Source organism: Kutzneria sp. 744, assembly GCF_000568255.1.
Lineage (GTDB): Bacteria > Actinomycetota > Actinomycetes > Mycobacteriales > Pseudonocardiaceae > Kutzneria.
Window position 1 is genome coordinate 8045479 of sequence record NZ_KK037166.1, and the last position, 20512, is coordinate 8065990.

General features: G+C 69.1%; 18 protein-coding genes and 1 pseudogene. 10 read left to right on the plus strand and 9 right to left on the minus strand.

The window, feature by feature from the left end:
• On the minus strand, nt 1-1021 hold a 1021-nt coding region (locus KUTG_RS37080), incomplete at its 3' end, for an alpha/beta hydrolase family protein (protein ID WP_198047430.1).
• Between the two features lie 20 nt (nt 1022-1041).
• Entirely contained in the window at nt 1042-1350 is a 309-nt protein-coding gene (locus KUTG_RS62055; protein ID WP_043723557.1) for an antibiotic biosynthesis monooxygenase family protein, read from the minus strand.
• 416 nt (nt 1351-1766) lie between these two features.
• On the opposite strand from KUTG_RS62055, the gene KUTG_RS37090 reads away from it, so the two are divergent.
• The 4 genes and pseudogenes from KUTG_RS37090 to KUTG_RS37100 all read left to right on the plus strand — a co-directional run bounded on the left by KUTG_RS37090 (nt 1767) and on the right by KUTG_RS37100 (nt 5492).
• The gene (locus tag KUTG_RS37090) at nt 1767-2792 is read left to right on the plus strand and encodes a TerC family protein (RefSeq protein ID WP_052395835.1); all 1026 of its coding nucleotides are present in this window, start codon (nt 1767-1769) and stop codon (nt 2790-2792) included.
• Nucleotides 2793-2807: 15 nt separating this feature from the next.
• The gene (locus KUTG_RS59355; protein WP_157495021.1) at nt 2808-2984 is read left to right on the plus strand and encodes a hypothetical protein; all 177 of its coding nucleotides are present in this window, start codon (nt 2808-2810) and stop codon (nt 2982-2984) included.
• Between the two features lie 508 nt (nt 2985-3492).
• A pseudogene (locus KUTG_RS37095) lies at nt 3493-4896 on the plus strand (alpha/beta fold hydrolase); the annotation flags it as partial.
• A gap of 17 nt (nt 4897-4913) precedes the next feature.
• The gene (locus KUTG_RS37100) at nt 4914-5492 is read left to right on the plus strand and encodes a GNAT family N-acetyltransferase (RefSeq protein WP_043723558.1); all 579 of its coding nucleotides are present in this window, start codon (nt 4914-4916) and stop codon (nt 5490-5492) included.
• A 24-nt stretch (nt 5493-5516) separates the two neighbouring features.
• On the opposite strand, the gene KUTG_RS37105 is transcribed toward KUTG_RS37100, so the two are convergent.
• Nucleotides 5517-6164, minus strand: a complete 648-nt coding sequence (locus tag KUTG_RS37105; protein ID WP_043723561.1) for an RES family NAD+ phosphorylase — start codon at nt 6162-6164, stop codon at nt 5517-5519.
• A gap of 100 nt (nt 6165-6264) precedes the next feature.
• Nucleotides 6265-6849, minus strand: a complete 585-nt coding sequence (locus KUTG_RS37110; RefSeq protein ID WP_043723562.1) for a MerR family transcriptional regulator — start codon at nt 6847-6849, stop codon at nt 6265-6267.
• A gap of 209 nt (nt 6850-7058) precedes the next feature.
• On the opposite strand from KUTG_RS37110, the gene KUTG_RS37115 reads away from it, so the two are divergent.
• Entirely contained in the window at nt 7059-8300 is a 1242-nt protein-coding gene (locus tag KUTG_RS37115; protein ID WP_198047431.1) for a glycosyltransferase 87 family protein, read from the plus strand.
• On the opposite strand, the gene KUTG_RS37120 is transcribed toward KUTG_RS37115, so the two are convergent.
• Nucleotides 8262-8807 carry an HdeD family acid-resistance protein gene (locus KUTG_RS37120; protein ID WP_052395838.1) on the minus strand — a complete coding sequence of 182 codons (546 nt, stop codon included), beginning with the start codon at nt 8805-8807 and terminating at the stop codon, nt 8262-8264. The genes KUTG_RS37115 and KUTG_RS37120 overlap by 39 nt on opposite strands.
• A 354-nt stretch (nt 8808-9161) precedes the next feature.
• Between KUTG_RS37120 and KUTG_RS37125 the strand changes: the two genes are divergently transcribed.
• Nucleotides 9162-9563, plus strand: a complete 402-nt coding sequence (locus KUTG_RS37125) for a DoxX family protein (RefSeq protein WP_369794562.1) — start codon at nt 9162-9164, stop codon at nt 9561-9563.
• Nucleotides 9564-9597: 34 nt separating this feature from the next.
• On the opposite strand, the gene KUTG_RS37130 is transcribed toward KUTG_RS37125, so the two are convergent.
• Complete coding sequence (locus KUTG_RS37130; RefSeq protein WP_043723568.1) at nt 9598-10617, minus strand: LacI family DNA-binding transcriptional regulator; 1020 nt, start codon at nt 10615-10617, stop codon at nt 9598-9600.
• Between the two features lie 204 nt (nt 10618-10821).
• On the opposite strand from KUTG_RS37130, the gene KUTG_RS37135 reads away from it, so the two are divergent.
• The 4 genes from KUTG_RS37135 (at nt 10822) to KUTG_RS37150 (ending at nt 17032) form a co-directional block, all read left to right on the plus strand.
• A complete protein-coding gene (locus KUTG_RS37135; protein WP_043723569.1) occupies nt 10822-12129 on the plus strand; it encodes an ABC transporter substrate-binding protein in 1308 nt (435 codons plus the stop codon).
• A gap of 134 nt (nt 12130-12263) precedes the next feature.
• Nucleotides 12264-13145: a carbohydrate ABC transporter permease gene (locus tag KUTG_RS37140; RefSeq protein WP_043723571.1), complete on the plus strand. Its 882-nt coding sequence runs from the start codon at nt 12264-12266 to the stop codon at nt 13143-13145.
• Nucleotides 13142-14035 (plus strand): carbohydrate ABC transporter permease, encoded by an 894-nt coding sequence (locus KUTG_RS37145; RefSeq protein ID WP_157495023.1) that lies wholly within the window; start codon nt 13142-13144, stop codon nt 14033-14035. Before KUTG_RS37140 ends, KUTG_RS37145 begins: the two co-directional genes overlap by 4 nt.
• Before the next feature lie 18 nt (nt 14036-14053).
• Complete coding sequence (locus tag KUTG_RS37150) at nt 14054-17032, plus strand: alpha-mannosidase (protein WP_157495025.1); 2979 nt, start codon at nt 14054-14056, stop codon at nt 17030-17032.
• 64 nt (nt 17033-17096) lie between these two features.
• Here the strand turns inward: KUTG_RS37150 and KUTG_RS37155 are convergent, their stop codons facing one another.
• The 3 genes from KUTG_RS37155 to KUTG_RS37165 form a co-directional block, all read right to left on the minus strand.
• Nucleotides 17097-17831 carry a hypothetical protein gene (locus tag KUTG_RS37155; protein WP_043723573.1) on the minus strand — a complete coding sequence of 245 codons (735 nt, stop codon included), beginning with the start codon at nt 17829-17831 and terminating at the stop codon, nt 17097-17099.
• An 18-nt stretch (nt 17832-17849) separates the two neighbouring features.
• The gene (locus KUTG_RS37160; RefSeq protein ID WP_157495027.1) at nt 17850-18467 is read right to left on the minus strand and encodes a hypothetical protein; all 618 of its coding nucleotides are present in this window, start codon (nt 18465-18467) and stop codon (nt 17850-17852) included.
• A 292-nt stretch (nt 18468-18759) separates the two neighbouring features.
• Nucleotides 18760-20502: an AMP-dependent synthetase/ligase gene (locus KUTG_RS37165; RefSeq protein ID WP_043723578.1), complete on the minus strand. Its 1743-nt coding sequence runs from the start codon at nt 20500-20502 to the stop codon at nt 18760-18762.
• Nucleotides 20503-20512: the final 10 nt, after the last annotated feature.

Here is a 20512-nt window from a genome sequence, read left to right on the forward strand (position 1 = left end):
TGGGCAGGTTGCCGCGCTTGAGATAGAAGTCGAACCAGTCGGCGACCTCGGACCGGACGCTGTCGCCGGGCGCGCCGCCGTCGTGGCCGCCCGGGTACCAGGAGACCCTGACCGGCACGTTGTTCTTGGCCAGCTGCCGGGCCGTGGCGTCGGCCTGGTCCAGCCCGAACAGCGTGTCCTGCTCGCCCTGCACCAGCAGCGTCGGCGCGGCGATCCCGCCGGCCACGCTGACCGGGGAGTTGCGGCGCAGCAGGTCCATGGTGGCCTGGTCGGCCCGGCCGGTGGTGGCGACCTGCGTGTAGGCCGCGCACACGTCGGGCGCGAACCGCCCGCACGAGCTGGGCACGCCGGCGCGGATGCCGGTCAGCGCGGAGCCGAAGAGGTTGCCGGCCCAGGTCTTCTTGAACACGCCGTCGGCGCCGCCGATCCCCGTGGCCGGGGTCGCGCCGTCGACCGGGACGGTGCTGGCGGCGTTGGGCAGCAGGGCCTGCGACAGGTCGTTGTACGTGATCAGGGACGCGACGGCGTCGATCCGCTTGTCCTTGTCCAGGCCGGCCAGCATCAGCGCCAGCGCCCCGCCGTACGAGCCGCCCATCACGCCGACCCGGGGGTCGTCCTGCTTGTCCTGGAGCACTTCCGGCTGCCGCGACAGCCACGCGACCAGCTGGTCGGCGTCGCGCACCTCGTAGTCGGGCGAGTTCAGCTCGATCTGGCCGGTGCTGCGGCCGAAGCCGCGGGCCGAGTAGGCCAGCACCGCGAACCCGCGCCTGGCCAGGTCGTTGGCGTCGTCGGCGAGGTCGGCCTTGGTCTGGCCGAAGCCCGGCGACACGATCACCGACGGCGCGGGCGTGGTCTCGGGCAGGTAGAAGGTGGCGTCGAGCTGGATGGGCTGCTTGGCGTCGTCCGGACCGTCGACCACGTCGATCAGCACGTCACGGTTGGTGACCGAGGGCTCGGGGGCCGGGCGGTTCAGCCACAGCACTCCGGTCACCGCGAGCGCCAGCAGGACGATCAGACCCACCGCGGGCCATAGGCGGGCAGTCAAAGTTCTCCCCGTGCGTCAAGCACCTCGCTGACGTGCTCAACCATCGGCGGGTCGTCGAAGAACTCGCTGACCGCGCTGCGCCAGTTGACGAGATGCTCGGAGTAGTAGAACTGCTGGGTGTGCGACTCGAGCGAGTCCCACTCGGTGATCACCAGATACCGGCACGGGTCCTCCAGGCTGCGGGTCAGCTTGGCCGACCGGCAGCCCGGGCTGGACAGGATGTGCTCGATCGCGCCGCGCGAGGCGGCGACGAAGGCATCCCCGCAGCCGGCCCGCACCCGGATCTCGGCGATCGTGAGGATCACGGGTGAATCGTTGCACGTTGCCCCGAACGAGTGGCGACGGGTTGTGTGAGATCGCCGGCGCAAGAGAGTGCGAGGCCCCGCCGGTGCTTCGCACGGTTGCCGGATTTCGGTCGCCGCCACCCGGCGCGCCCACCCACCTGGGCCGATGCGGCGGGCGAAATCTGGCAAGGGCGAGGCGCCGGCTACCCGGGGGCCGAGCCCCGCGCGGAACGCGCGGCAAATGACACAGACCCCCGACTGGCTTCTGACCGTGCTGATCTGGGACACTGAGGGTGTTGGAGGGGAGTATTCCCTCGCGGCGGCGTCGTCAGCACGGTGTTCAACGACGAGCACCCGGTACCGCCGGTCGACACCCTTGGGGGTCGGCGGAAGAGACCTCCGGTCGGTGGCGCACGCCCTTGGACCGGAGGTTGACTATGATCGTCCCACTGTGGTTGTGGATCGCCACTCTCGGCGGACTCGCCGTTCTTCTCGCGCTCGACCTGGTGATCGTCGACCGGCACCCGCACGTGGTGAAGGTGGGCGAGGCGGCGCGCTGGGTCGTCTTCTACGTCGCCTGCGCCCTGGTCTTCGCCGGCGGGCTCTGGTACTTCGCGGGCTCGGCGCCGGCGGGCGAGTTCATCGCCGGCTATCTCACCGAGTACTCGCTGTCGGTGGACAACCTGTTCGTCTTCGTGATCATCATGACCACGTTCTCCGTGCCCAAGATCCACCAGCACCGGGTGCTGCTGATCGGCGTGGTGCTGGCGCTGGTCATGCGCGGCCTGTTCATCGGTGTCGGCGCGGTGGTGATCAGCCAGTTCAGCGCGGTGTTCTACCTGTTCGGCGCGTTCCTGATCTACACGGCGGTGCAGATGGCCCGCTCGCAGGGCCAGTCGCACGACGACGAGTACAAGGAGAACCTGATGATCAGGCTCTCCCGCAAGGTCCTGCCGGTCACCGAGGACTACCACGGCTCGAAGTCCTTCGTGAAGCACAAGGGCCGCAGCATGGTCACCCCGATGCTGATCGTGATGATCGCCATCGGCACCACCGACCTGCTGTTCGCGCTGGACTCCATCCCGGCCATCTTCGGCCTGACCAAGGAGCCCTACCTGGTCTTCGCGGCCAACGCGTTCGCGCTGATGGGCCTGCGCCAGCTGTACTTCCTCATCGGCGGCCTGCTGGAGCGGCTGGTGTACCTGCCGATCGGGCTGTCGGTGCTGCTGGGCTTCATCGGGCTGAAGCTGATCCTGGAGGCCCTGCACGACAACGAGCTGCCGTTCCTCAACGGCGGCGAGGGCCTGCCGGTGTGGGAGATCAGCACCGGGACCTCGCTGGCGGTGATCGGCGGCGTGCTGGCCATCACCACGGTGGCCAGCCTGATCAAGACCCACGTGACGGGCAAGGCGGACAGCGGCGCCGGCAAGCCGACCGGCAAGGCCAAGCCCGAAGCGGCCTAGAGGTACCGTCGCCGGGTGCGCCCACAAGACGTCGCGCTGCTGCGCGTGCCCGGTTCCGTGTCCCTGCGCGGCGATCTGCTGCTCACCGACGTGGCCCGCCCCGACCTGGAGTCCGACAGCTACCGGGGCGGGCTCGTCCGTGTTCCGACCGACGGTGAGCCGCAGGACTGGACTTACATGACACAAGAGTGACGAGAGCGGCAACTAGTCCTAAGTCGCCGATGCCACTTCCTCTTTGATACAAGTCTACCTGCCTGATCTACACAGTCGGTGCGGGACAGTGTTATAATTTGACCGTACTCAAGGAGCCCGACTGTTCCAGCCCCAATTATGGTTAGAGCTGCGTACTGTGAAAACATAAGTGCCTCAATTCGAAACGAGGCTGTAAACACACTAAGCCGAGAGGCTTTGGTCGCTTTGAGCTCAGGTAGCGTGGTGCATAACGGCAGAAACCAGAGTCCTGTTAAGGATCCCTCAATCTTTGAGGGAAGCTGGACTGCGGCTAGGGCTCAGCAGCCTGAAGGAGCTAATGCGCCCGCACTTTTGGTAGTGTTAACCTCGCCTAGAAACACACATCTTGTTCGCGATGGATAGGACGTTATAATATGAAAACGCCAGTGCCATATAGCTGATTAAATGTGCTTGGGCACGCCAGCCATCATTGGAGAAATTGAAAGAGGTCGTGCGAATCCAGTCACAACTGCCCGACGGCACCGTCGACCTCGACAACCCCGTGTGGACGCCGGACGGCCGGCATGTGCTGGCCGTGGGCGCGCGCCAGGACGGCGGCCCGCAGAACCTGCACGACGACGTGTACGCCGTGCCAGCGGCCGGCGGCGAGCCGTTCGTCGCGGTCCGGGGCGTGGGCATGATCAGCCTGATCGCCGCCGCCGAGGGGCGGATCTACTTCCTCGGCTCCGCCTTCGAGGGGCTGGCCGCCCGGCCGCTGCCCGACGGCCTGTGGGTCGCGGCGTTCGACCCGGCCGCGGAACCGCAGGAGCCGCGGCTGATGACCGACCCGAAGACCGTCGACTGCGAGGGCGTCCCCGGCGGGCTCGTCGTCACCGGCGACGGGGTGTTGGCCCTGGTCCGCAACCGGGGCGCGGTGGAGCTCCGACAGATCCCCCTCGACGCCGACCGGACCCCGCTCGACGAGCTCGCCGTCATCGCGGGCGGTCAGGTCGTCATCAAGGCGTTCGCCGAGGACGCCGGCCGGGTGGCCGTGGTCGTGGCGACGCCCGAGAGCGCGGGCGAGGTCGTCCTCGTCGGCACGGACATCAAGACCGACTTCGGCGCTGAGCTGCGGGAAACCGGGATCCGGCCGCTGCGGGAGATCCATGGCACCGCCCCGGACGGCTACCCCGTGCACGGCTGGGTCGTGCTGCCGGAGGGCGAGGGCCCGCATCCTGTGGTGCTGTCGATCCACGGCGGCCCGTACATGTACTACGGCTGGGGCCTGTTCGACGAGGCCCAGGTCTATGCCTCGGCCGGCTACGCGGTCGTGCTGGCCAACCCGCGCGGCTCCGCCGGCTACGGCCTCGACCACGGCGCCGCCATCGTCAACGCGCTGGGCACTGTGGACGCCGACGACGTGCTGGCACTGCTCGACGCGGCCCTGGAGCTGCCCGAGTGCGACGCCGAGCGGGTGGGTGTGATGGGCGGCTCCTACGGCGGCTTCATGACCAGCTGGCTGGCCGCCCACCACGGGCACCGGTTCAAGGCCGCGTGGAGCGAGCGGGCGGTCAACGCCTGGGACTCGTTCGTCGGCTCCTCGGACATCGGGTGGTGGTTCGCGCAGACTTATTGCGGCGCCGACCCCGACGTGCAGCGGGCCGTGAGTCCGCTCACCTACGCCGACAAGATCGCCATCCCGTTCGCGGTGGTGCACTCCGAGCAGGACTGGCGCTGCCCGCTGGAGCAGGCCCAGCGCATGTTCGTCGCGCTGAAGACCAACGGCACCGAGGCTGAGCTGCTGATATTCCCCGGCGAGGGGCACGAGCTGACCCGGTCCGGCCGGCCGGTGCACCGGAGGCAGCGGTTCGACGCCGTCCTCGAGTGGTGGGGACGCCACCTCGGGGAATCCATTGGCACCGAGACCACCTGATTTGGCAGGCTCCCGTCATGACATGGACGGTGCGACGGGCCGATTCCGGTGACGCCTCCGAGCTGGCCAGGATCAATCAGGAATCCTGGCGAAAAGCCGCTCGCGGCGCGGTGCCGGACGTGTTGCTCGACCGGATGCTGCCGGAGAGCCACCTCAACGGCTGGCGACGATGGGTGTGCCTACCCGATCCCGACGGGATATTCGTCGCCGAGGACAACGAGGGCCGCATAGGCTCCTACTGTGTCGTCGCGGAGGCCCGCGACGACGATGACATGCACGACGACCTGCGTACGGGCGAGCTCGTGGCGGTGCACGCCGACCCCGAGCACCAGGGCACCGGCGCCGGTCGCCTGGTGCACGACGCCGCCCTGGACCACCTGGCCGCCCAGGGCTTCCGCTACGCGGTGCTGTGGGTGCTCCAGGACGACTGGGACACCCGTTCCTTCTACGCCCATCACGGCTGGCGGCACGACGGTGGGTCCAAGGCCCACGTCGTGGGGGAGCATCGGCTCACCCTGGTCCGCTACGGGAGGTTTCTTCCTCGAAGCCGAAGCAAACGACCCCCGTCGGGCTTCCGCCGCCCCGCCTTCGGCTGAGCCGGGGGCTCGGCCCAGCGGTGCTCAGCCCAGCATGATGTAGTTCAGCTCCTCGCAGATCCGGCTCAGCGGCAGGTCGAGGCCCGGATGCTCCAGCGGCAACAGCACGTCGGGAGCATCCGGCATGGCGTTGCCGCCGGGCGGGTCCCACAGGCAGATGGCCGGGTCGCCGGCGTCCATGGAGGACCGGTACCAGAGGCCGTCCAGCTCGGGGTAGGCGGCGCGGATGGTCCGCGCCCAGGCCTGGGTCAGCTCCTTGGGGCCGCTGCTGATCTCCTGCGAGGCCCCGGCCCTGGTCGGCCACAGGCCGGCCAGGTCGAGCAGGCGCAGGGTGCGCTGGGGCCGGAACACCACCAGGTGCGGCCGCCGGGTCTTGCGGTCGACGGTGGACGTGGCCTGGTAGACCTCGGCGATGCTGGTCCGCACCGAGAGCCCGAAGTAGAGGACGCCGCTGCCGGGGTCGTCGGCCGGCGGACCCTCGGGGTGCGGGTCGAACCGGGCGTGCGGCAGCGGGCCGGTGTAGCGGAACGAGTTCCACCGCTGCGGGTGGCTGCCGCCGGCGGTGAAGACGCGGACCAGCCGGGTCGCGCGGTGCACCGCCACCACATCCTCGGCGCGACGCAGCAGCGCCTGGAGCACAGCGGGTGCCGGCGGTGGGGGGAGCCGAGCCATTCAGATACGTCGTTTCCGTTTCGGGGATGGTGCCGGGCCGACCTGTGATGGTGCCGGGTCGCGCCGTATGTCGATCACGCAGGGGGCGTGACCCGCCCGGTCAGGCCGGGGTGCCGAGCATCTTCGCCTGCGCGGCGACGCGCCGGGGGTCGCCGCCGGCCAGCAGCCAGGCCCGGGGCGTGCCGGCGGCGTCGCCGAGCGGGAAGTCGGTCTGGGGCGTGGTCATGAAGCCGGCCAGCACCAGCGGCGGTTGGTCCTCGGGCATGGCGGCCAGCACGACCTCCAGCCCGGGCAGCACGCCGGAGTCGCTGAACTGCCACGCCGGCAGCCGCCAGCTGCCGCGGTCCTTCCAGCCGGCGAGGCGGCCGGCGGCCAGGCGGTGGCGGATGCGGCTGGTGTCGACGTCGAGGACGCGGGCGGCGTCGGTGACGGTGAGCGCGGTGTCGAGCAGCACGGTCTGGGCGGCCAGCGCCCGGGCCCGCGGCTCGAAGTCGTCCTCGCGCAGGCCGCCGAGGTCGAGGCCGACGTCGGTGAGCGCGACCTGTTGCTCGGGGGTGAAGTAGGCCGCGGGCTCGGGGTGGGGTGGCGAGAGCCGCTTGGCGACGTCCTCGACCAGGGTGAGGAACTCGTCGGCGGTGACCCGAAGGCCCGCCTTGGCCAGCACAGTCTCCAACGCCATGGTCATGAGCACAGGGTAGCCTGCGCGTGCGCATTCGTGCGATAGGTGTCACCCGAATCACCGGCGAATTCGACCGACCGCACCCGTGCCACCACTCTACGTAGGAGAATCGGCCGGCATGCCCTTGGGGGATGCCCGCCGAACCGACCCGTTACCCTCATTTTCTTGTGACAGGCCGACTCGTAAGGGACGCGGTGGACGACCAGCCGAACCCCATGTCCGTGCGCAGGTCTCCGCTCGAGTTGATCTTGTGGTCGCTGGCCGCGCTCGTGCTGCTGACGCTGATCGTGCTCAGCACCGTCTACATCGGGACGTACAACCAGCACCATTTCACCGACCTGTACGTCTATCTCGGCGGCGGCGACGCCTGGCGGCACGGGCAGGACCTCTATCAGACGGAAATGGCGACGCCGTTCGCCGGCTTCCTGCTGAAGTTCACCTATCCGCCGCTGGCCGCGGTGCTGTTCGCCGCGCTGGCGATACTCCCGTTGGCCGTGGCCATCGGCATTTTCACCACGGCCACGCTGGTGATCCTCTTCCTGTGCATTCGCGCCGTGCTGACGCGGGCGGCGCCGGCGAAGCTGCTCCGGCGGTTCCCGGTGCCGATCCTGGCCCTTGTCCTCACGCTCGGCGCCGCCTGGCTGGAGCCGGTCAGCGAGACGATCTCGTTCGGGCAGGTCAACATCCTGCTGCTGGGCCTGATCGTGGCCGACTGCCTGGTGGCCAAGCCCTGGTGGCCGCGCGGCCTGCTGATCGGCCTGGCCGCCGCCATCAAGCTCACCCCGGCCGCCTTCGTGCTCTATTTCGTGGCCAAGAAGGAGTGGAAGCCCGCGCTGACCATGATCGGCGGCTTCCTCGGCTTCGGCCTGGTCGGCTTCGCGCTGGCCGCCGGCGACTCGGTCAGCTACTGGTTCCAGGACTTCTTCGACACCAACCGGGTCGGCAACCTCGGCTTCAGCTACAACCAGTCGCTGCGCGGCATGGTGGCCCGGCTGGGCATCCCGGCCAACCTGGAGGGCGCGCTCTGGGTCGTGCTGTGCCTGGGCGTGCTGGTGCTGGCCTGGCTGGTCGTGCGCCGGACCCGGCTGGCCGGCCAGGACCTGCCGGCCATGCTGGCCGTCGGCGTGTTCTCGCTGCTGGTGTCGCCGGTGTCCTGGGCGCATCACTGGGTGTGGGCGGCGTTGGCCCTGGTCTGGGGCCTGGCGATGGCCGTGCGCGCCCGGTCCTGGCTGCTGGGCGCGCTCTGCCTGTTCGCGATCTACCTGTTCTGGCAGGCCCCGTACCACCGGGCTCCCGAGCTGCGGGACCCCGGCCAGTACTGGGACCTCTACAACAACGTCATCGGCAACGCCTACGTGTGGCTGGCCATCGTCGTGCTGGTGGTGATGACCGTGTGGTCGGGGCGGCTGCGCCCGGCCTCAGACCGGCTGGACGCTGCTGTCGCGGAGACCGCGTAGCCGCAGGCCCAGCAGGATCAGCGAGATCCCCCAGATCAGCGCGAAGATCGCGATGGTGGTGACCAGCGCCAGCGCGCCGGCCCCGGGGTTGAGCAGCAGCACGACGCCGAGCACGAGCGTGAGGCCGCCGGTCAGGATCAGGAACCAGGCGTGGGCCATGGCCCGCCGCAGCGCGATGCCGGCGGCGACCTGCACCACGCCGGCGATGATCGCCCAGATGGCGATGATCACCAGCAGCACCACCGCCGTCTCGCCCGGCAGCATGATGGCGACCAGGCCGGCGATGACGCCGACGGCGCCGATCAGCACGTTGGACCAGCGGTGCCCGCGCACCGCCGCGCCCAGTGCGATCGAGCTGATGCCGTCGACCAGCGCGTAGAAGCCCCACAGGAAGATCAGGGCGAGCAGCGTCATGCCGGGCCAGGCCAGCGTGAGGATGCCGAAGATCACGGCCAGCGCGCCCCGCAGGGTCACCAGCCACCAGTTTCGCGTCATCAGTTCGACCACGCGGTCATGGTCGCGGTCGGGACCCTGGTCCGCAACGCGAGAGGTGCTCACGGACGGCGATGTCTGCCGCCACGGTTGGCCTAGTACGAACGTCTGGACACTGGTCTGAATAGGTGAGGCATTCGCGCGACGTTTCTCAGAATTGCCTTGGAAAGCGATGTGAAGACCATCCAGGTGGGCGGCCGATCTCCCTGCTGAGGTGGGAGGACCTAGTGGATTTAACACAGTTACCGAGGAGTGACGTTAACGGTTAAGGGTACCATTGGCGCTGGTGACCTGGCCAGAATCTCCACAGCCGCCCACCCTTACGTGCTTGGAGCGACCATGCGATTTCTGGACCAGGGAAAAGAGTATGTGATCTCTTTGTATCGCATCGTCATCGGGCTGCTGTTCGTGTCACACGGGGCGGCAAGCCTTTTCGGCGTGTTCGGGGCCAAGAAGGCGATCGCCTTCGGCCTCTGGCCGAGCTGGTGGGCCGCGGCGATCCAGCTGGTGGCCGGCGCGCTGGTGCTGGTCGGCCTGTTCACCCGGGTCGCGGCGCTGCTGTGCTCGGGCTCGATGGCCTATGCCTACTTCACCGTGCACATGCCGAAGTCGTTCATCCCCATGATCAATGGCGGCGAGGCGGCGATCCAGTTCTGCTGGGCCTTCCTGCTGGTGGCCTTCCTCGGTTCCGGCGTCTGGTCGATCGACCGGGTGTTGCGCCGAACCGTGGAGATTCGGGTCAACGCCGTTCGGCAACCGGTTACTCAGTGATCCGCTGATCGGACAGCGATGCGGTCGCCGCGAGTTAGTTCGGTGAAGGCGCCGACGTGCTTTCCCGTTGGACCAGCACCGGCACATGGTCCTCCACGTCGGCGCCTTCCGCGCCGTCGAGAACCAGGAGCAGCGACCGTGCCGCGGAGGCGCCGAACGCGAACGTGTCGCGGGTGAGCGCGGTCAGCGGCGGATGCAGCAGCTGGCACAGCGGCGAGTCGTCCCAGGCCACGACCGACAACGACGTCGGCACGGCCACGCCGAGCTCCGTCGCCACGGCCACACCGGCCACGGCCATCACGTCGTTGTCGTAGACGATCGCGGTGGGCGGCAGGGGAGACCGGAGCAGCTGGCGGGTGGCCGCCGCGCCCTGCTCGCCGGAGTAGTCGGTCATCAGGATCGGGGCCACGTCGATGCCGTGCGAGGCCACGGCCGCGCGGAAGGCCTCGGTGCGGCGCTCGGTGTGGAGAAGATCCGGCAGCCCGGCGATGCGCGCGATGCGACGGTGGCCGAGGCCGGCCAGGTGGTCGACGATCGAGGTCATGGCCTTGGCGTCGTCGGCCCACACACTGGGCAGCCGCCCGTGATGGCCGGGACCGCCTATCACCAGCGCCGGCAGGTCCAGCTCCTCCAGCAGGTCGACCCGTGGATCCTGGACGCGCAGGTCGATCAGGATCACCGCGTCCACACGCCGCTCGGACCACCACTGCCGGTAGACGGCGATCTCGGCGTCCAGGTCCTCGACCACCTGGAGCAGCAAGGCGATCCGCCGCCCCGACAGCTCGGCCTGCAGCCCGGAGATGAGCTGGAAGAAGAACGGCTCCACGCCGAGCGTGCGGGCCGGGCGGGCCAGCACCAGGCCGATGGCGTCGGAGCGGGCCGCGGACAGCGCCCGGGCCGCGTTGTTGGGGTGCCAGTCCAGCTCCCGCGCGACCTCCAGGATCCGGCCCCTGGTCGCCTCGGACACGCCCGGCAGGCCGTTGAGCGCCATCGACACCGCGCCCTTGGACACGCCCGCCCGGCGCGCGATGTCCATGATCGTCGGTCGTTTCACGGCTACCCCAAACGGCGAGAGCGCAGCAGCTAAACCGGTTCAGCCTCGTCGCTAAACCGGTTTACCTCTCCCGTAGGATCCGGGCGCGGCTCTGACATGTCAAGGTCTCTACCTGGACAAATTCGACGGTTGACAACGATGGCAGGCCTTTGGCAAATTCGTGCGCGTCACCCGGCGGAGCCCGAAACCCCTTGGACGGTTGTCATGCCGACGAATCCCCTGTCGAGGCGTGGTTTTCTGGTCGGCGTCGCGGCGACAACCGCGCTCGGCGTCACCGGCTGCGGCCTCGGCGGCGGCTCGACGGACGACAACGCCGACAGCGGCCCGGTCACCGGCGAGGTCACCGGGGAGATCAAGTTCCAGACCTGGGCCCTGAAGCCGAAGTACACCGACTACATCAACGGCATGGTCACGGCGTTCCAGAAGCAGCACAACGGCGTCAAGGTCACCTGGATCGACCAGCCGGCCGACGGCTACCTGCAGAAGGTCACCGCCGACGCCGCCGCCGGCAACCTGCCCGACGTGGTCAACGTGCCGCCGGACCTGTCCTACCCGCTGGCCCGCAAGAAGCTGCTGCTCAACATCGACACGGCCATGCCGGATGCCAAGAAGGACTACCTGGACGGCGGCTGGGCCGCCTACGCGCTGCCCGGCCGGCCCGGCTCCTACGGCTTCCCGTGGTACCTCAACACCGGCCCCACCTTCTACAACAAGGCGCTGTTCCGGCAGGTCGGCCTGGACGCCGAGCACCCGCCGACGAGCTACGCCGAGCTGGAGGCGGCCGCGCTGGTGATGGCCCAGCGCAGCAACAAGCAGATCGCCATGCTCGGCCTGACCCCGGTGATCGCCGACTTCGGCCTGTACGGCGTCAAGGTGATGAGCGACGACGGCACCAAGTTCACCTTCAACGAGGCCAAGGGCGTCGAGTTCGTCGAGATGTACAAGCGGCTGTTCGACGCGGGCGCGCTCATCCCCGAGGCGCTGTCGGCCACCTACACCGGCGCCGGCACGAAGTTCATGAACCAGCAGATCGCCTGGGCCCCCGGCTCGGCGTACGACCTGCAGAACTTCAAGACCAACGCGCCCAGCCTGTACGCCAACGTGGGCATCACCAAGACGATCACCAGCACCGGCAAGGCCAACCTGTACGTGCAGGGCCTGTCGGTGCCCTCGGCCAGCAAGAACAAGCCGACCGCGCTGGCCTTCGCCAAGTTCGTCACCAACGCCCAGAACCAGATGGCCTTCGCCAAGCTGACGGCCATCTTCCCCAGCACCAAGGGCTCGATGAGCGACCCGTACTTCTCCCAGGACGGCGGGACCGACGAGGGTCGGGTCCGGGTGGCGGCGGCCAAGCAGCTGGACACCGCGGTCAACTACACGCCGGTGCAGTGGAGCGAGCAGATGACCACGCTGTTGCAGCAGAAGATGTCCGACGCCATGCAGGGCAAGGCCACGCCGAAGCAGGCGCTGGACGACACTGTCGCCCAGTGCAACAAGCTGCTGGCCGGCTAGCGGTGGGAACGGCCGGAGGTGGATCGGGATCGGTTGCGGGCCGGGCCGCCGTGGAGACGGCCGATGGCGGGTCGCGGCCGGGGCCGGCCGGGGTAGCGGCGCCCGGCCCGGATGCGGGCGAGCCCCGCCGGCCGGTGCGGATCGTGCAGCAGCGCTGGTTCACGCCCTGGCTGTTCCTGCTGCCCGGCCTGGCCGTGGTGATCGGCTTCAACCTGTTCCCGTTCCTGAACACGGTGGTGCTGGCCTTCACCGACGCCAAGGTGTTGGGCGGCGGGCATTTCACCGGCGCGGAGAACTTCGTGCGCCTGGTGCAGGACCCGGCTTTCTGGACGGCGGTCGGCAACAGCGCCCTGTACGTCGTGGGCGTGGTGCCGCCGCTGGTGATCCTGCCGCTGCTGCTGGCCCTGCTGGTGGAGCGCAAGCTGCCCGGCATCACGTTCTTCCGCACCGCGTTCTTCACGCCGGTGATCGCCTCGATCGTCGTGGTCGGCCTGATCTGGACCTGGCTGCTCGATTCCCGGGGCCTGGTCAACGACGTGCTGCGGGCGCTCGGCGTGCTGACGAGGCCGATCCCGTTCCTCACCGACGAGTGGCTGCTGCTGGCCAGCGCCATGCTCGTGACGGTGTGGAAGGGCCTGGGCTACTACATGATCATCTACCTGGCCGCGCTGGGCACCGTGCCGAAGGAACTGCACGAGGCCGCGCAGGTGGACGGGGCCGGCTGGTGGCGGCGGCTGTGGTCGGTGACGCTGCCGGCGCTGCGGCCGACCATGGTGCTGGTGGCCGTGCTGTCCGCGGTGGCGGCCTTCCGCGTGTTCTCCGAGGTGTACCTGCTGGCCGGGCCGGCCGGCGGCCCCGGCGGCTCCGACACCACCCTGGTCATGCTCATCCAGCAGGTCGGCACCGGGCTGACCGGCGACCTCGGCTACTCCTCGGCGCTGTCGGTGGTGCTGTTCGTCCTCACGCTCGGGCTGCTGCTGGCCACGAACCGGCTCAACCGCAAGGAGGACCTGTGAGCGAGCTTGCGAGCGAACCATTGAGCACTGCGCCCTTTGCCGCAGGCACGCCGAGCGCTAGCGAGGCGGGTCTGAGGAGCGCGACCGTCGGCCGGTACGCCCTGCTGCTGCTGGTCCTGGCGATCACGGTCGGGCCGTTCCTGTGGCAGCTGTCGACCTCGCTCAAGGGCGTCACCGAGGACATCTACTCGACGCCCCCTCAGCTCTTCCCGCAGCACCCCACGCCCGGCAACTACGCCCGCGTGGCCGACGCGGTGCCGATCTGGTCGTTCGCGCTGAACTCGCTGCTGGTGGCCACGGCCAACGTGGTGGCCAACTGCCTCGGCGCGAGCATGGCCGGCTACGCGCTGGCCCGCCTGAGCTTCCGCGGCCGGGGCGCGGCCATGACGGTGTTCCTGGCCAGCCTGCTCGTCCCGTTCGAGGCGATCATGGTGGCGCTGTTCCTGGTGATGCGCTCGCTGCACCTGAGCAACACCCTGGCCGCCGTGGTGCTGCCCGGCTCCATCGCCGCGCTGAACGTGCTGCTGATGCGCAACGCCTTCCTGGCGCTGCCGGCCGCGGTGGACGAGGCCGCGGTCATCGACGGCGCGAACGCCTGGCAGCGCTTCACCCGCATCGCCCTGCCCTCGGCCCGCGGCACCATCGTCGTGGTCGCCGTGTTCTCGTTCATGTTCAGCTGGGACGACTTCCTGTGGCCGCTGATCGTGCTGAGCGATCCGGCCAAGTACACGCTGACCATAGGGCTGAGCTACCTGCAGGGCACCTTCGTCAACGACCAGCGGCTCGTCGCCGCTGGCACGATGATCGCGGTGGCGCCGCTGGTGCTGCTGTTCGTGGCGGCGCAGAAGTACTTCTTCCGCGGGGTCGGAGAGGGCGCCGTGAAGGGTTAGGACAATGGGGAGCGACCGATGCACGATGATCGCAGCCTGCTCGACGAGCGGCTGACCAGGACCGTCCGCCAGCGCATCCGGCCGGAGGTCTATGGCGCGGCCGTGCCGCTGACGCTGGAGGTCTGGCACGCGCCGGGCGAGCCGGTGCCGGTCGCCGAGGCGCTGGCCGCGTCGTACGAACCGGCGAAGGTCGGCGACGCCTGGGGCGCGCCGTGGGCAACGAGCTGGTTCCGGATGTCCGGCACGGTGCCGGCGGAGTGGGCCGGCCGGCACGTGGAAGCCGTGGTGGACCTGGGATTCACCCATCCCGGCCCGGGTTTCCAGTGCGAGGGCCTCGCGTACACGCCCGAGGGCAAGCCGATCAAGGGCCTGGCCCCGCGCAGCACGCACCTGCCCGTCGGCCCGTCGGTGGCCGGCGGCGAGGACGTCCTGTTCTACGTGGAGGCCGCGGCCAACCCGGTGATCCTGGACATCGTGCCGTTCCAGCCGACCGAGCTGGGCCTGAAGGAGACCGCCGGTGCCGACCCGGTCTACCACGTGGTCAAGGCCGAGCTGGCCGTGTTCCACCGGGACGTCTGGGACCTGCTGCTCGACATCGAGGTCCTCAACAGCCTCAAGAACGAGCTGGACGAGCGGGAGCCGCGGCGCTGGGACATCCAGCGCTCGCTGGACCGGGCGCTGGACCGGCTGGACTTCCAGGACGTGCCCGGAACCGCCGCGCTGGCCCGCGCCGAACTGGTCGACGTGCTGTCCAGGCCGGCCAACGCCAGCGCGCACCGGATCACCGCGGCCGGCCACGCCCACATCGACTCGGCCTGGCTGTGGCCGCTGCGGGAGACCGTCCGCAAGTGCGCCCGCACGTTCTCCAATGTGACGGCGCTGATGGAGGACTACCCCGAGTTCGTGTTCGCCTGCTCGCAGGCCCAGCAGTACGCGTGGATGAAGGAGCACCACCCGGACGTCTGGCAGCGGGTGAAGGACAAGGTCGCCGGCGGGCAGTTCGTGCCGGTCGGCGGCATGTGGGTGGAGTCCGACACCAACATGCCCGGCGGCGAGGCCATGGCCCGGCAGTTCATCCACGGCAAGCGCTTCTTCCTCGACGAGTTCGGCATCGAGACCGAGGAGGTGTGGCTGCCCGACTCCTTCGGTTACAGCGCGGCCATGCCGCAGCTGGTGAAGCTTTCCGGCTCGCGCTGGTTCCTGACCCAGAAGCTGTCGTGGAACCAGATCAACCGGTTCCCGCACCACAGCTTCTACTGGGAGGGCATCGACGGCTCGCAGGTGTTCACCCACTTCCCGCCGGTCGACACGTACAACTCCGACCTGCTGGGCGCCGACCTGGCCCGGGCCAGCCGGCAGTACTCCGAGCACGGCAAGGCCACCCGCTCGCTCGTGCCGTTCGGTTACGGCGACGGCGGTGGCGGCCCCACCCGGGAGATGTTGGAGACGGCCCGTCGGTCCGCCGACCTTGAGGGTTCGCCGCGGGTGACGATCGAGGCTCCGTCGAAGTTCTTCGCGGCGGCCGAGGCCGAGTACGCCGACGCCCCGGTGTGGTCGGGCGAGCTGTACCTGGAGAAGCACCGCGCCACCTACACCACGCAGGCCCGGACCAAGCAGGGCAACCGCCGCAGCGAGCACCTGCTGCGCGAGGCCGAGCTGTGGGCCACCGCCGCTCTGCTCAAGGGCTTCGACTACCCGTACGAGCAGCTCGACCGGCTGTGGAAAACCGTGCTGCTGCACCAGTTCCACGACATCCTGCCCGGCAGCTCCATCGCGTGGGTGCACCGCGAGGCCGAGGCTCGGTACGCCGAGGTGGCTGCTGAGCTGGAATCGATCATCTCGTCGGCGCTTTCGGTGTTGGCCGGCGAGGGTTCGGAGACCGTCGTCTTCAACGCCGCCCCGCACTCCCGTTCCGGCGTGCCCGGACTCGGTGCCGGGGCCGTGGATTCCGGTTCCGCACAGCCGGTTTCCGTCGACGGTTTGCTGCTGGACAACGGTTTGCTCCGGGTCGCCCTCGACTCCCGCGGCCTGATCACGTCCATCCGCGACCTGGTGGCCGACCGCGAGGTGCTGGCCCCGGGGACCGTCGGCAACCTGTTGCAGCTGCACCTCGACATCCCCAACCAGTGGGACGCTTGGGACGTGGATCCCTTCTACCGCAACAATGTCCGCGACCTGGTCGAGGCCGACGAGGTCGTCGCCGTCGACGAGGGCTCCGACGTCGGGGCCATCCGGATCCGCCGCACCTTCGGCGAGTCCACCCTGACCCAGGTGCTGCGGCTGCGGGCCGGCGAGCGGCGGCTGGACGTGTCGACCGAGGTCGACTGGCAGGAGACCGAGAAGTTCCTCAAGGTCGCCTTCCCCGTCGACGTGCACGCCGACCGCTCCACCTCGGAGATCCAGTTCGGGCACCTGCACCGGCCGACCCACGTCAACACCTCGTGGGACGCCGCCAAGTTCGAGATCTGTGCCCACCGCTGGGTGCACGTGGCCGAGCCCGGTTACGGCGTCGCCGTGGTCAACGACTCCACCTACGGCCACGACATCACCCGCAAGGCCCGGCCCGAGGGCGGCACCACCACGACCGTCCGGCTCTCGCTGCTTCGGGCCCCGCGCTTCCCGGATCCCTTGACCGACCAGGGTTTCCACCAGCTGAACTACTCCTTCGTGCCCGGCGCCGCCATCGGCGACGCCGTGCGCGAGGGCTACCGGATCAACCTCCCCGAGCGCCGCGTCCCCGGCGCCGGCCCGGTCGCCCCGGTGTTCACAGTGGACAATCCCGGTGTCGTCGTCGAGGCCGTCAAGGCCGCCGACGACCGCTCCGGCGACATCGTCGTCCGCCTCTACGAGTCCTTGGGCGGCCGGGCAAAGGCCGTCGTCACCCCCTCGTTCGCGGCCACCTCCGTGCGCGAGACCGACCTGCTGGAGCGGACCCTGGCCGACCGTTCCCTGGCGGACAACGGCGTCGAGATCGAGCTGGGCCCTTCCAGGTGCTGACCCTGCGCTTCAGCCGCTCTAATATAACCGGGTGCGTTCTCCGCGCCACCACCGGATTCCTCCGTCACGGCATCGAGTAGGCGCGGGCGCAGTACTGGTCCGAGCTCGCGGAGATCTCTCTGGTGGCCAGGGCGTTCGTGCCCACCAGCTCGCGGATGCGAGCCCTGAGCAGGCCGCCGGCGGCGACGGCGAAGTCGCCTTCCGGGCTGAGGACACCGAGGTCGAAGCCGGATGTCTCCTTGGTCTCGGGGTCTCGAAAGTACACGCGCACGGTGTCGGGACCGATCGTCAGGAAACCGACCGGGTAGATGATCCGCGCCCCCGATGAGGGCGGCTCGGAACTGAAGTGGTGCAGCGTCGAGGCGATGGAGCCGAATATCGCCTCACGCAGCGTTGTCCGGGCCTTCTCGTCGCGCTCGTAGAAGGCGCGCGCGTCGACGATCGGAAATCCGTGGCTGTCCACGTCCCGCTCGACGTCGGCGTCGTCGCCACGAGCGATCGAGCGCACCACCTGCCCCAGCGTCGTGATATGGCGGAAGTGGTCCATCTGTTCGCCGGCGTGGTCGAGCAGCGGGCAGTCGATCCCGACCATGGTGGAGAGATTCGCGCCGTCGAAAACGAACACGCGCGCCGTCGACGCGTGTGTGCGCACGACTCCGGCGACCGAGTGTTCAACTCCCGGCAATGGCGTGGAGACGAACTCCGTCAACCGCTCGACGAGCGTCCAGTAAAGGGAATCCAAAAAGGGCGAGTCGGCCTCGTCGGCCGGCCCGCCCTTCCGGTCGTCGTTCACTGCCATCGGGTCAGTGTAGCAATGTCAGCCCTCGGAGTTGACGATGTCAGGGCATCGGGTGACACCCTCGCAGTAGGCGGTGATCGTGCCGATGTACTTGCCGTCCGGCGTCGTGAATTTACGGTCGTCGGTCGACGTCGCCAACTGGGCGATGGTGTGGATCTGGGCGATGAGCGTGTCGCCGAAGGTCAGGTAGCCCAGGTATTCGTAATGCGCGCCCTGGGTGACGAACGGCCTGCTCCGGTAGGCCGCGCTGATGGCCTTCTGCGAGGTCAGGTTGTGGGGCCCCGCGTAGTGCTGATAGCCGAAGTCGGCGGTGCCGTGCCTGGTCGGGATTTCGATCCCGCTGGGGTCGAAGTCGGTCTGGTCGATGTCGTACCAGTGCTGCGGCGGGTCGAGCGGGGCGCCGGCGAAATGCGCCCCGGGTGGGGCGGCCGCGATGTGCGGATTCTTGGCGCGTTCGACGCCGACCAGGGCGGTGTACTCCTGCTGGGAAAGCCAGCGGAGAGTCGGCTCCGTCGCGGTCGACCGCGAGACGGGCGTCGACGGATCGGCGATCGCGGTCGGCGTCATGGTCGCGACAATGGCCGTCGCGGCCAGGATCGCCCCAATGGCCAGACGTGACATTCGAAGTGTTTTCACGCATCCTCCTGGGCGCACGCGAGAGACGTCATCGCGCGCGGCATTTATTGAGGTATTGGACGCAGGCGTCAGCCATGCGCAGAAAAAGTAGATCCCCCTGTTCATCCCCCTTGGCACAACGGCCGCAATCGACGCTAGCAGGGGACGCCGGGGGCGGATGGAGCAAAATGTCACTACTTTGCGTGACGATGACTGCGTGGAATGCGCATAATGACCGTGATGTCCGATATGCTTGCTCCGTGAGAGGGATGCTCGGCTTTGTCGGACGCTCCGGCCAAGTGCCGCAACGGGTTCAGGCGTAGAGCTGCTCGATGTCGGCGGCGTGGCGCTCGGCGATGGGGCCGCGGCGGAGCTTGAGGGTGTGGGTGAGCTCGGGGCAGCCGGGCTCCCACCAGGTCGGGAGGATGGCGAAGCGCTTGACCTGTTCGACGCGGGAGAGGCGCTGGTTGCCGGCCTCGATGCCGTCGGCGACGGCCTGGCGCACGTCGGGGTGGGCGGCGAGGGCGGAGAGGTCGGCGTCGAGGCCGTGGCCGGCGGCGAAGCCCTTGAGGACCTCGGGTTCCAGGAGCACGAGGGCGACGTTGTACGGGCGGGCGTCGCCGATGACGACGAGCTGGCCGATGAGGGGGCAGCCGGCCTTGATGGTGTTCTCGATGGTGCTGGGCGACATGTTCTTGCCGCTGGAGTTGATGATCAGTTCCTTCTTGCGGTCGATGATGCGGACGTAGCCGTCCGGATCCATCGTCGCCACGTCGCCGGTGTGCAGCCAGCCGTCCTCGTCGAGGGAGGCGGCGGCGTGGGTGACGGCGCCGCGGTAGCCCTTCATCACCAGGGCGCCGCGGACGAGGAGCTCGTTCTCGTCGCCGAGCCGAAGTTCAACGCCGGGGACGGCGGGGCCGCAGGTGCCGAAACGGTTGGCGTGCGGGGGATTCAGCGTCGCCAGGCCGCACACCTCGGACATGCCCCAGCCCTCGGACAGCGGAATGCCCAGCGCGTTGATGAACTCGACGGCGTCGGCGGTGATGGGGGCGGCGCCGCACAGGGCGTAGCGGATCTGGTCGAAGCCGATCATCGCCCGCAGCGGGGCCAGGGTGCGCTCGTCGGCCGTGCGGTAGCGGGTCCGCAGCTGCTCGTCGGGGTCCTCGCTGCGCACGTGTTCGAGACCGACGCGGATGGCCTGGGTCAGCGCGGCCTTGCGGGCCTGGTTGACCTCGCCGGCGATCATCGCCTCGACCCCGGCGCGGATGTTATACCAGACCTGCGGCACGGCGCCGAAGATCGTCGGACGGCACTCCACCAGCGCGGGCAGCACGGCCCGGCGGTTGGCCACGCACGTGACCTGGAGCCCGGTGACGATCTGCGTGTAGTGCGTGCCCCAGCGGTCGGCGACGTGTGCGTGGGGCAGAAAGGAGATGATCCGGTCGTTGTGGTCGGCCGGCAGCACGGACTCGGCGGCGGTGACCGCGGCGATCATGTTCCGGTGGCTGAGTTCCACCCCTTTGGGCGGCCCGGTGGTGCCGGAGGTGTAGATCAGCGTCAGCACGTCGTCCGGTTCGACGGCCCGCCAGGTGGCCTCGAAGTCGAAGTCGGCGGGCGCGGTGGACTCCAGCGAGTCCAGGCCGATGGTGCCGTCGGGGGCGGCGTCGACGCACACCACGTGCTCGACGGCGGTGCCCTCGCGGCCTTCGAGCACGGCCGGCAGGAACTGCTCCTCGCAGATCACGACGCGGTTGGCGGCGTTGCCGACGAGGAACTGGATTTGCTCCGGTGAGGAGGTGTTGTACAGCGAGAACGGGGTGGCGCCGAGGTGGAAGACAGCGGTGTCGACCAGGTGGAACTCGGGCCGGTTGACCATCATCAGGGCCACGGTGTCGCCGCGGCGCACGCCCAGCGCGGCCAGGCCGGCGGCGATCCGGCGCACCCGATCGGCGTACTCGCGCCAGGTGACGGTGACGGCGTCGGCCGGGGTGCGCAGCGCCACCAGGTCGGGGTGCTTGGCCGCCGTCGCCTGGAACAGGGCGCACAGCGTGCTCATTCGGTCCTCC